Raw genomic sequence first — 11,504 nt, forward strand, 5'->3', positions numbered from 1 at the left:
CTACCTTTTATAGTATATGTATCGAAGTTGTTCCTCCCTAATTTATAAGACATTCCCCAGTGTCTTAAAGCAACTTCCATCCCTAATTAAATTGACATAAATTGTCCCCTTCCCTAGACCATCCTATGTGATGGTCTATTATATTTTCCAAACACAAAATCAGTCTATCTACACTTAAACAAAAACGAAAAATTCAGAAAATATTGTCAAATCAGGTATTTTTTCGGTATAATTACTTTAGAAAGAAATTTCGCAAAAACAAAAGGGGGGATTTTATTGAAACAAACAAAAGCAATCTTAATCGCATTATTTCTAGGTCTAGTTGTTGGACTCACTCTAAATTTAGCTGCTCCATCTATCTTTGAGCCACTAAATCAATTTGTGTTCAACCCAATTGGTCAATTGTTTATTCGACTTATTAAAATGCTAGTTGTTCCTGTTGTGTTCATTTCTATCGTACTTGGTGCTGCCGGCCTTGGAGATCCGAAACAACTTGGAAGAATCGGTTTAAAATCAATTTCATTCTTTCTCGTAACAACTGCGGTTGCCATCTCTATAGCGGTTACATTTGCACTTATTATAAAACCAGGAGCTGGCGGTAATTTTAAAACAGAAGGTCTTAAGTATGAAGGTGCAAAAACTGAAACATCTTTCGTCGACACATTGCTAAATATCGTACCAGATAACCCAGCAAAAGCGATGGCTGACGGAAACATGTTACAAATCATTGCCTTTGCCGTATTGATTGGACTCGGTATAGCTATTTTAGGAAAACGAGTTCAAGGTATCCATTCATTACTTGAACAGGGCAACGAATTAATGATGTATCTTGTTAATCTCGTTATGAAATTAGCCCCAATTGGAACATTCGGTTTGCTCGCTTCATCCGTTGGTAAAATGGGGCTTGCAGGCGTCGCTGCGATGTTCAAGTATATGATTGTCGTTATGTTAGTACTCATTATTCACGGGGTCTTTGTATATGGCGGCTTATTAAAGGTATTAGCAAAAGAAAGTATTGTTCGTTTCTTTAAACATTTCGGACCAGTAATGGCAATTGGATTTAGTACATCTAGCTCTAATGCATCGCTTCCATTTGCAATGAAAACAGCACAAGATAAGCTTGGCGTTCCAAAAGCGATAAGCTCATTTGTACAACCACTAGGGGCAACTATTAATATGGATGGTACTGCCATTATGCAAGGGGTAGCCACTGTATTTATCGCTCAAGTATACGGAGTTGAACTTACATTACCGCAATTAGCTATGGTCGTATTAACTGCTGTACTAGCTAGTATCGGTACTGCTGGTGTACCTGGTGTTGGACTTGTAATGCTTACAATGGTTTTAAATCAAGTAAATCTACCAGTAGAAGGTATCGCTTTAATTATCGGTATTGACCGTATTTTAGATATGTCTAGAACAGCTGTAAACATTTCTGGTGATGCAATTTGCGCAATGATTGTCGCAAAATCAGAAGAAAAATATAATACGGATCAATCGGCAGCATCTTAAATCAAAAAAGGAGTGATGAATTTCACTCCTTTTTTGATTTACTCCCTTTTTTAGAACGATATTCTTTCCCTTTATTATCATTACCAGTTTCAAATTCAGTGCTAAATTCCTGATTAAACTGGCCGGACTTTGGTGATCCTTGATTACCGCTCCCTTTACTACCGTTACGATTCGTCATATTTCTCCCTCCCTTCCTTGTATTAGTAGTATGGCGCTCTATCTTTTTTCATACACATTTTATTTTTTAACATCTATTACACATGAAAGAAGACCTCCCATATATAAGGAAGATCTTCTATTTCATCACGTAAGCGTTTTCTTGTTTATAATCACTTAAATAAGTTTTTTGGAAATTGAAATCATTACATTCATTTCATCTTCTGAAAGTGCAGAGAATCTTTCTTGTAAATATTGTTTTTTCGCATCTTCCATTTTCGCAACTAAATCTTTCCCTTGTTCTGTAATCTCTAAATACACAACTCGGCGATCTGATGTAGAACGTGAACGAGTTACAAAACCTTTATTAATTAATTTTTCTGTAACAGCTGTAATATGACTATTCGACACATTTAATTCATTTGCTACACGCGATACCATTTCTTTATTCGTACGATTTAATATTCTCAGGACGATGAATTCATTCCACGGTATGTAACCACCAAATATTTTTCCGATATCATTACGCAATGTGCGAAACATAGCAAACACATTTGTCGATAGTTCTTCCATTAATTGCTCTCGATTTTGAGACAACTTTGACAGCTCCTTTTATTTCATTTAGTTAAATAAAAACCTTATTAATAATTTTACATGAAATCTTACTTTTTGTCACCTTATTTTCCCATAATTCGTAGTTTTTTAATATGTATTTCATGATAAAATGAAGTTAACTTCCAGAAAAAGGGGGTATCTTAATGCATGAGAAGGAGAAATTCCCAAATCTCAGCCTAAAAGATAAAACGATTATCATTAGTATTATTGCTCTTTTTCTCATTATAATTTTTGCATTTATATTTTTTGTATATGTAGGAATCTTTCAAATTACAGGTATAGAGTATAGTTCACGTATTGCGTTACTTCTCTTTTTTTTATTAATCACTTTCTTAGACAATATTACATTTTTCATCTTCAGTTTCTTCAAAGCGCTGCTATATCCACTGACACAAAACATGCCAAATTGGATTTCTATTACTCTTTTCTCATTCATTGAAATTACACTAGATTGGTTCGTCATTCATACTGCTGATGATTGGATAGAAAGCGTACAAATGTCCAACATAGCTGAATTATGTGTCGTACTATTCTTTTTCCTCTTAAATAAGTTATTAAGTGACGAGAAAGAGTAAGAATACAAGCTTTTCTATATAAAAATTGGTACAATGAAAGCAAATCTTACTAAAGAGGTGTTAATTATGAACTTACAACAATGGGCTGATAAAGGTATGTCCTTTGATACATATGTGAATGAAATGCAAGTAAACCAATACGAGCTACTACACATTTACAATAACTTTTTAATTCCAAATGAATTACTTCCTGTATTAGAAGAACGTCAAAATGACGGCTGGCGTGTTATCGTATTAACTGCTGATTGGTGTGGCGATGCTCTTTTATGCGTACCTGTTATGAAACGAATTTCTGAAGTTGCAAATATTGAAATGAGTTTATTAATTCGCGACGAAAACTTAGAATTAATGGATCAATATTTAACAAATGGAACAGCACGTGCGATTCCAATCTTTATTTTCATTGATAAAGATGGAAATGAACAAGCCGTCTTTGGACCACGCGCTCCAAAAGTACAAGAATTAGTAACTTCAATGCGCGCTACATTACCCGAAAAAGAAGATCCAACATTCGAAGAAAAACAAAAAGAAATGTATGCTAATTTCCGTGCTACATTAGCTGATGATACTTCTCTTTGGGAGCATGTAATGGAAAATATGGTGGAAAAAATAGTAAAATAAAAAAACCTGCCGAGCTCGGCAGGTTTTTTTATTACATAATGAAGAAATAGAATACCGCAGCTAAAATGAAACGATAATAAGCGAACGGTGTTAGTTTCACACGAGATAATAATTTCAAGAATGAAACAATTGCAAGCATCGCAACAACGAATGCAGTTACAAATCCTGTTACAAATAGCGTTATATCTGCTGAGCTTAATACATCCCAGCTTTTAATTAAATCTAATCCACTTGCAGCTACCATCATCGGTACCGCTAAAATGAACGTATATTCAGCTGCCGCTGTATGCGACACGCGAGCTAATAAACCACCACTGATTGTAGAACCAGAACGAGAAAATCCTGGCCAAAGAGCTAAACATTGAAACATTCCAATTGTAAATGCCTGTTTATATGTGATTTCATCTAACGTTCTTGCTGTACTTGGTTTCGAAAACTTCTCAGCAACAATCATTAAAATACCACCGGCTACTAAGCTAATAACAACTGGTCCTGGACCAAATAAAACCTCTTTAATAGTGCTATGGAATAACACGCCAAGTATCCCAGCAGGAATCATCCCGATAATAATATGTAATAAATTTAACGATGGTCCGTCTGTTACTTTACCTATTCCAACTAACGACCATAGACGCTTCCAAAATATAACAACAACTGCTAAAATCGATCCCAATTGGATAACAACTTCAAAAACTTTCGCTCTCTCATCGTCAAATCCAATTAAATGTCCTGTTAAAATCATATGTCCTGTTGATGATACTGGTAGAAACTCTGTTAACCCTTCAACAGCACCCATGATTAAACCAATTAACCAATCAGCCACAAGTAGTGCCTCCTTAATAACAAATAATATGTAATTTTTTCACACCTTATCATAATACCTTATCCCTTTTCAAAGTGCATCCTTTTTTTATTGGCTTCATATGTTATAGGCGCGTATTTCTTTTCTAATCTTTGATTAAATTGTATGATAGTAAGAGTTTGTTTTTTTATACGGAAAGGGGATTTTATGAAAGAAACTACTTCATTCTCACAAAAGTTAAAGCAATTTGTATTACTATTTTTTCCGATTTTCGTAACACAAATGTCATTATTTGCGATGAGTTTTTTTGATACAACGATGTCAGGACATGCAAGTCCAACTGATTTAGCAGGTGTTGCAATTGGAACAAGTATATGGATTCCAGTTAGTACGGGGTTAACAGGAATTTTAATGGCTACTACTCCCATTGTTGCACAGCTCGTTGGATCCAAGAAAAAAGAGGACGTTCCCCACGTTGTCATACAAGCAGTTTATTTAGCAATTTGTGCTAGCTTCGTTGTTATCCTCATCGGTTTTTTCGTCGTTTCACCTATTTTAAATGGCATGCGCTTAGAAGAACCTGTGGAACGTATTGCAGCGCAATTTTTAAGTATTATCGCAATAGGAATTATACCTTTATTCACTTACACTGTTTTACGTGGATTTATTGATGCATTAGGAAAAACTCGAACAACGATGATTATTACATTATTATCATTACCAATTAACGTAATATTAAATTACCTATTAATTTTTGGTAACTTCGGTTTCCCAAAGCTTGGTGGTGTCGGAGCAGCAATTGCTTCCACTGCAACATATTGGTGCATTTTAATTATTACAGTCATTATTATTCAGACGAAAGAGCCTTTTGCCTCTTTCAACATTTTCAAACAATTATACCGACCTTCTCTTTCGAGTTGGAAAGCATTCTTAAAACTTGGCGTCCCTATCGGATTTGCTATCTTTTTTGAAACGAGTATTTTCGCTGCGGTAACGCTCATGATGAGTAATTTTAGTACGACAACTATTGCAGCTCACCAAGCAGCTATGAACTTTGCTTCCTTGTTATATATGACTCCGCTAAGTTTAGCAATGGCAATGACTATTGCGGTCGGATTCGAAGTTGGAGCAAAACGTTACGATAATGCAAAACAATACGGATTGATTGGAATTGGATTAGCCCTTGCCTTTGCTTTATTATATTCGATTCTTCTCTACTTCTTTGATGATCAAATTGCTTCTATTTATACGACAGATGCAAAAGTTCATCATTTAGCAAAAGAATTTCTTATCTTTGCAATTTTATTTCAAATTTCAGATGCAATTGCAACCCCTGTACAAGGAGCTTTGCGTGGTTATAAAGATGTAAATGTTGCTCTAATTATGACTTTAATTGCTTATTGGATAATAGGTCTACCACTAGGTTACATATTAGCGACGTATACAGAATGGGCCGCGAAAGGCTATTGGATCGGTCTTATTATCGGTCTAGCATTTGGCGCTGCCTTCCTACTTATCCGTCTCTTTCAAGTACAACGAAAATATACAACACAAAACAGCCGCTAATAATAAAGCGGCTGTTTTCTTTATGCATATTTTTTCTTGTAACGTATAATATAATGAAAAAGAAAGGTGGGTACATATGGACGACAAAGAAAAAAAGCAATCATTCGATGAAGAATTTGCCCCTGAAATTTCACCTGGATATCGGCAAGATGTACATAAGCCACCTAAATATAAAAACACTTCGTTTTTAATGGGCATTACCATTTTCGCTGCTGTATTACTCATACTTATCATTTTCGTTTATTTTTGATGAAAGGTGGCCTATTATATGAAGAAACAAGATTCCAATCGTTCAAAAAGAACTGTTAAAACACAAAAAGGATATGCAGGAGATTCTGTTCATACTCTTAAACAAGTCGAGCAAGGGAATTTATATATTGCTCAAAAAGAACTTGGTCAACAAAATGAAAATCTTTAAAGGCCCTTTATTCCTTGAGGGCCTTTTTATTCCGCATTAAGTAGTACACCCCCAAATGATCTATTGAGCAATGAATTTCCTTTATTGTACGCGCTGCTTTTGTTCTAGCACCATAAATCTATTATTAACCTTTACAATTTTCACTTCATAATTCAATTTCATTTCGCCTCTCTTACTCTTATCATTTTCAGTACCCGCAACGTACGCTACAGCTTGATAAAGAAAACTCTCATTGGTCTCTTCACGTATCTCCTCGCTTGTAAATTTATACTCTAAATCTCGAAAACGATTTGGATAATAATTTCCCATTAATTGTTCATACCCTCTATTTAAAAATAGTTCTTCACCTTTTCGTTTCACATCTTCTTTATTATTAAACTCAAACACTGATAGTTGTTCAGTCACAAAATGCTCTCCTACCTTTTTCATTTCATTATGAGTTAAATTTTCTATACTTTTGTTCTTTAATTCCTTATTTAACTCGTACTGATCAATCGGTTTAAAGGTAGCAAAAACCTCCTCTTTATATGACCAAAACAATACAAAAGCGATACATAGAGAAATGATTAACAGTCTTTTTTTCGTAATACTCCCGCCCTTCTTCATAATAATAGATATATTTTAACATATAGAAAGAAAATTCTGATATCATAAAATAGAATAACTTAACTCAGAAACGAGGAACAATTATGGACTCTTACAAACATTATATAAAAGAAGCTTTGCCTAATCTTTCTATACATTCATATAAACAAAATGAAGAAGGATGGGATAATGTAGCAGTTATAGTAAATGATGAGCTACTGTTTCGTTTCCCGCGAAAACAGGAATATGCGATGCGAATTCCGTTAGAAAAAGAACTATGCGCAATTCTCACTCAATCACTACAAGAAATCGAAGTTCCACAATATCACCTAATTTATAAAAATGAATCTGATGAGGTTCCTCTTTGTAGTTACTATACTCTCATTCATGGTGAACCATTAAAAACAGAAACAGTTGCCACGCTGGAGGATACAGAGCTGAAAGCAATTATTACACAATTAGCTACTTTCCTTGCGGTACTACATAGTATTCCTTTACACCAAGTTACAACGCTATGTTTCCCTATTGAAAAAACATGTACCTACTGGAAAGAGCTACAAACAAAATTAAACCAATATCTCACTACTAGCCTTACTTCATTACAGAAACTAGCCTTAAATCGCTTATTTGAAAATTTCTTTGCATGTTTAGCTACATCCACTTTTCAAAACACAATCATTCACGCTGATTTTACTCATCATCACATTTTATTTAACAAGCATAACAAAAGCATTTCAGGTGTTATCGATTTTGGTGATGCGCAAATTGGCGATCCTGCTTTTGATTTTGCAGGACTATATTATGATTTCGGAGATGAGTTTACTACATCTGTATATGAACAGTACAGTACACTTATTTCTCATCATGATCCATTACTCATTCATCGTGTTACTACCTTTTATCAATACAGTCCTTTACTACATAATATTATTTATAACTTTGAGTCAGAGAATGAACTCGAATTCATTACAGGCACAGAACAGCTAAAAACGATATTACAGGGATGAGATTACATTCTCTCCCTATATACTCTCTCCTCATACATCATTAACTTTTTATCCATTTCAACAATAACTTTATACAATTGAAACGCCTGTAAAATTTGCAGTTGAATTTCAAAAGGAGCATTTTGTTCTTTTAACCATTGAAATACTTTTGTTTCATCTTTCATTGATTATTCCTCCCTTTATTCTGCTATTTGTGGGTAGCCCGATTAATGAGGGCTGATAATCAGTGGGTGATTGACAAAACCCCCACTGATTAAAGTTTCACTTTATTAAAATCTGCTACAAATATACCGTAAATGATGAAAAGCTTTTCATGTCAATAACAAAAAAGGATGCAAAGTTGCATCCTTTAATGAACTATATTTTTCTTCTGTTTCGCTTCTGTCTTTACTTCTTCCCCTTGGCATTCACTACGAAACGCACAACTTATACACTCAGAACGAAAATGACGCTCTGTATAATGCTCAGGTTGCTCTAACATTTCTTTCATTCTAGATAAATCAGCCATTCCAGTTATAATATCTTCCTGTTTCGGAATGTACTCATACTTAGTTCCTTCTATTAAATTAATAACTTCAATTTTTCCTGGAAGAACTCCGAAAGCTTTATAACTGAATACTGTCATTAGCTTCTGACAAAGAGCAAGCATTTCCTCATCTGCATCGACAACATACTTTTTAATTACAAACGACTCAGCACTCCACTCACCAACTTCAAATGTCAATGACATGTGGACACCTAACTCTTCCATATATGTTTGAAACTTCTCGTATAAAAACAATGGTGGTGTCTGACTATCATCCTTTTCAACGAACTGTAATAAGTGATCCGTTAGCTTCGCTAATACAATATAGTACTCCGTCTTCGAAGCAAACATATTAATCCTTACTTTTTTCCAATACTTTTCTATTAATATTAAAAGTACAATTTTCGTTTGTTGACCCGCAGGTAGCGTGTAATACTCGTTAATAATTTGATTGACAATCATTTGTGCTATTTGTTGCCATTCAAATGAAGAAGGTTCTCTTCTTTTTATGTGACGAAAATAAAATTTATGCGGACAACGCATAAAATCATACAAATGATAATCTGTCATCATTTTGATTGAGATTTTCTCATGCACTTGCTCTTCATCTCCCTTCTGCCATTAAGAAAGGTGTTTTACAAATTCAGCTCCAAACTGTAAACATTTTTCTACATCTTCATCTTCTGGCGTTAATTCTACTTTTAGTCCTTCTAACACAACTGCTGCCCCGCACTCTTGTAGCTTTTCTATTAAAATGTCAACTGCCACTCCGTATTTCGGATAAGCCGAATCACATGATCCGAATACTGCCGCTTTTTTCCCAGTTAAATCAATAGAATCCATTGCATCATAAAAATCTAAGAAATCATCAGGAAGATCGCCATCTCCCCAAGTGTATGCACCTAAAATAATTCCATCATACTGTTCTAATATAGAAGCTTCTGGTGAATCCATAATATCAATAACTTCAATTTCATTTTCTGTTTCACGAATTACGCCGGCAATATGGTCAGCCATTTCCTCTGTATTTCCACTCATACTTGCAAAAATCATTACTAACTTACTCAACTGAACCTCTCCCTTTACTTTGTATCTCTTTTTCTGTTTGAATGCTCTTCTTCTCATCTACATATTCAGACCGAATTACATTTCTTTGCCATTCCATATGCTGATCAACATCTTTATTTTTATCTTTTAATCCCCTCCGCAGAAGGTGAAAATTCTTTCTCATTAACATGTCGCATCCATCCTATTGATAATAATTATCAATTTCAACTATATTTAGATTAATTGACATTGATAATCAATGTCAATAACTATTTTTAAAAAAATGATTAAAATGTACAAGCTTGTCCGTTAGCTATTCATATACTATGAATGAGCATAGTTCTTTCTCAGCCCTCTCTGACGGAAAGAAATAAAAGCAACTGCAATAGAGTGCAGTTGCCTTTTTTTGTTTTTCTATGATTTTAGTAATCTTATAGTCGTCTCTAAAAATAGCTCCACTCCACAAATTAATGCTGATTCATCCAAGTCAAATTTCGGATGATGATGTGGATAACAAGTATATATATTTTCATTACCTGTTCCTAATTTAATGAAACAACCAGGTGCTTTTCTTAAATATGCTGAAAAATCTTCTCCACCCATAGAAGGTTCAAGCTTCACAACACGCTCATTCCCAAACAAATGTAGTGCACTTTCTTCTACTATTTTCGTAATATATTCATCATTAATAACCGGATCATATCCATATCGATACGTATATGTATACGATCCTCCATGTGCTTCTGTAATTCCTTTCACAATTTTCTCGATTTTCCCTTCTGCTTCCACCCTCAATGCTTGATTAAATGAACGAACAGTTCCCATTAAAGTTGCTGTACTAGGAATAATATTGTCAGCCGTTCCCCCATGAAATTGTGTAACTGAAACAACCCTTTGCATAAAAGCACTTGTATTTCTTGATACGATATGTTGTAGATTTGTAATAATCTGTGCTCCGATAGCAATAGGATCTATCGTTTCTTCTGGTCGCGCCGCATGTCCTCCTTTGCCTTGAATCTCAACTGTAAATACGTCTGGAGCTGCCATCATCGGTCCATATGCAATTCCTATCTTTCCACTCTCAAGTCCTGACATAACATGTAAACCTATTACATAATCAACACCGTCCATTACACCTGCCTCAACCATTTCTTGTCCCCCGCCTGGATACACCTCTTCTGCGTGCTGAAAGAATAGACGAATCTCACCTGCAAAATCTTCCTTTATATTTGATAACACCTCTGCTGTGCTTAATAAAATAGCTGCGTGAGCATCGTGCCCACATGCATGCATCATTCCTTTATTCACAGATGTATAAGATTTACTTGTCTCCTCTTGAATTGGCAAAGCGTCTATATCAGCTCGAATCGCAATTACTTTCCCTTGCTTCACACCTCTTTTAATTGCTAGTACACTATATTTCGTCGGTCTCGTTACTTCAAAAGAAGAAAATGAGCATAATGTATCATATATAAATTGCGAAGTTTCTTTTTCATGAAATGATAATTCCGGATACTTATGGAAATGCCTTCTCCATTTCACGATATTTTCTTCCGAAATTAGATTCTTCCACACTCTATTCATGATAATTTCCTCCTTTTCAAAAGAACTAGAAATTTAAAAGCTTACTCCGTCTTAAATGATTAATAAAAACAAACACTGTATTTTTACGTATTCTTATAGTCCACTTTTATGTATTCACACAATCCACTTTCTATTTACATGTCAAACCCATTACAAATTCATGCTGAATGTAATATAATTGCTAAGTTAGGGATTTTCTTTTTTAGTATTTAGTGCTAATATCAGAAAAGAGCCTTTTGACTTATTTTTACCTAAAATGTGGGATTTTGTTTTTTTCACAATAATGTAGGACATGATACCTACAAAGAGCTATTATTTCATTAAGAGAGGGAAAGACATGGAAAGATTAAAAGAGATATGGTCTCGACCACTCACACAATGGGTTGCAAAGACGGTTTATTATCTTGCAATTTTATTTGCATTACTTTGGTTGTATGGATTCCATGATACAAACACAAGTACATTTATTTACAATGAATTCTAGGGTGGG

Annotated in this window: 17 protein-coding genes; 8 read left to right on the top strand and 9 right to left on the bottom strand. The window is 34.5% G+C overall.

Features of this window, described 5'->3' with window-relative positions:
* The first annotated feature begins 276 nt into the window (after nt 1-276).
* Entirely contained in the window at nt 277-1,512 is a 1,236-nt protein-coding gene (locus tag MR107_RS07125; protein WP_000814802.1) for a dicarboxylate/amino acid:cation symporter, read from the top strand.
* Nucleotides 1,513-1,534: 22 nt separating this feature from the next.
* On the opposite strand, the gene MR107_RS07130 is transcribed toward MR107_RS07125, so the two are convergent.
* Together MR107_RS07130 and MR107_RS07135 are read right to left on the bottom strand one after the other, a co-directional pair.
* A complete protein-coding gene (locus MR107_RS07130; protein WP_000184928.1) occupies nt 1,535-1,690 on the bottom strand; it encodes a hypothetical protein in 156 nt (51 codons plus the stop codon).
* A 155-nt stretch (nt 1,691-1,845) separates the two neighbouring features.
* A complete protein-coding gene (locus tag MR107_RS07135) occupies nt 1,846-2,265 on the bottom strand; it encodes a MarR family winged helix-turn-helix transcriptional regulator (RefSeq protein WP_000081432.1) in 420 nt (139 codons plus the stop codon).
* A 161-nt stretch (nt 2,266-2,426) separates the two neighbouring features.
* Between MR107_RS07135 and MR107_RS07140 the strand changes: the two genes are divergently transcribed.
* Nucleotides 2,427-2,858, top strand: a complete 432-nt coding sequence (locus tag MR107_RS07140; protein WP_242292216.1) for a YrvL family regulatory protein — start codon at nt 2,427-2,429, stop codon at nt 2,856-2,858.
* Between the two features lie 33 nt (nt 2,859-2,891).
* A complete protein-coding gene (locus MR107_RS07145) occupies nt 2,892-3,479 on the top strand; it encodes a thioredoxin family protein (protein WP_002040836.1) in 588 nt (195 codons plus the stop codon).
* A 31-nt stretch (nt 3,480-3,510) separates the two neighbouring features.
* Here the strand turns inward: MR107_RS07145 and uppP are convergent, their stop codons facing one another.
* A complete protein-coding gene (gene uppP, locus MR107_RS07150) occupies nt 3,511-4,302 on the bottom strand; it encodes a bacitracin resistance undecaprenyl-diphosphatase (RefSeq protein ID WP_000796253.1) in 792 nt (263 codons plus the stop codon).
* A 186-nt stretch (nt 4,303-4,488) separates the two neighbouring features.
* Here uppP and MR107_RS07155 point away from each other — a divergent pair, with 186 nt between their 5' ends.
* The 3 genes from MR107_RS07155 to MR107_RS07165 all read left to right on the top strand — a co-directional run bounded on the left by MR107_RS07155 (nt 4,489) and on the right by MR107_RS07165 (nt 6,265).
* Nucleotides 4,489-5,847 (top strand): MATE family efflux transporter, encoded by a 1,359-nt coding sequence (locus MR107_RS07155; RefSeq protein WP_000665548.1) that lies wholly within the window; start codon nt 4,489-4,491, stop codon nt 5,845-5,847.
* Nucleotides 5,848-5,923: 76 nt separating this feature from the next.
* Complete coding sequence (locus MR107_RS07160) at nt 5,924-6,097, top strand: hypothetical protein (protein WP_000341062.1); 174 nt, start codon at nt 5,924-5,926, stop codon at nt 6,095-6,097.
* 18 nt (nt 6,098-6,115) lie between these two features.
* Nucleotides 6,116-6,265, top strand: coding sequence for a hypothetical protein (locus MR107_RS07165; RefSeq protein ID WP_000743742.1), 150 nt, complete (start codon nt 6,116-6,118; stop codon nt 6,263-6,265).
* 81 nt (nt 6,266-6,346) lie between these two features.
* Here the strand turns inward: MR107_RS07165 and MR107_RS07170 are convergent, their stop codons facing one another.
* Nucleotides 6,347-6,871: a hypothetical protein gene (locus MR107_RS07170; protein ID WP_048538170.1), complete on the bottom strand. Its 525-nt coding sequence runs from the start codon at nt 6,869-6,871 to the stop codon at nt 6,347-6,349.
* A gap of 83 nt (nt 6,872-6,954) precedes the next feature.
* Between MR107_RS07170 and MR107_RS07175 the strand changes: the two genes are divergently transcribed.
* Nucleotides 6,955-7,857: an aminoglycoside phosphotransferase family protein gene (locus MR107_RS07175; protein ID WP_242292217.1), complete on the top strand. Its 903-nt coding sequence runs from the start codon at nt 6,955-6,957 to the stop codon at nt 7,855-7,857.
* Between the two features lie 2 nt (nt 7,858-7,859).
* On the opposite strand, the gene MR107_RS07180 is transcribed toward MR107_RS07175, so the two are convergent.
* From MR107_RS07180 to amaA, 5 genes are all read right to left on the bottom strand, one after another.
* Nucleotides 7,860-8,021, bottom strand: coding sequence for a hypothetical protein (locus MR107_RS07180; RefSeq protein ID WP_000651086.1), 162 nt, complete (start codon nt 8,019-8,021; stop codon nt 7,860-7,862).
* 185 nt (nt 8,022-8,206) lie between these two features.
* Nucleotides 8,207-8,980 (bottom strand): hypothetical protein, encoded by a 774-nt coding sequence (locus MR107_RS07185; RefSeq protein WP_242292218.1) that lies wholly within the window; start codon nt 8,978-8,980, stop codon nt 8,207-8,209.
* A gap of 24 nt (nt 8,981-9,004) precedes the next feature.
* Nucleotides 9,005-9,451 (bottom strand): flavodoxin, encoded by a 447-nt coding sequence (locus MR107_RS07190; RefSeq protein WP_078186386.1) that lies wholly within the window; start codon nt 9,449-9,451, stop codon nt 9,005-9,007.
* Nucleotides 9,444-9,620, bottom strand: coding sequence for a hypothetical protein (locus tag MR107_RS07195; RefSeq protein ID WP_000929023.1), 177 nt, complete (start codon nt 9,618-9,620; stop codon nt 9,444-9,446). Before MR107_RS07195 ends, MR107_RS07190 begins: the two co-directional genes overlap by 8 nt.
* Nucleotides 9,621-9,844: 224 nt before the next feature.
* Nucleotides 9,845-11,014, bottom strand: coding sequence for an N-acyl-aliphatic-L-amino acid amidohydrolase (gene amaA, locus MR107_RS07200; RefSeq protein ID WP_001082783.1), 1,170 nt, complete (start codon nt 11,012-11,014; stop codon nt 9,845-9,847).
* Between the two features lie 337 nt (nt 11,015-11,351).
* Between amaA and MR107_RS07205 the strand changes: the two genes are divergently transcribed.
* Nucleotides 11,352-11,498: a teichoic acid D-Ala incorporation-associated protein DltX gene (locus MR107_RS07205; protein ID WP_000440293.1), complete on the top strand. Its 147-nt coding sequence runs from the start codon at nt 11,352-11,354 to the stop codon at nt 11,496-11,498.
* The last annotated feature ends 6 nt before the right edge of the window (nt 11,499-11,504 follow it).

Origin of the sequence: Bacillus cereus group sp. BfR-BA-01441, from assembly GCF_022663075.1 — a bacterium.
Lineage (GTDB): Bacteria > Bacillota > Bacilli > Bacillales > Bacillaceae_G > Bacillus_A > Bacillus_A cereus.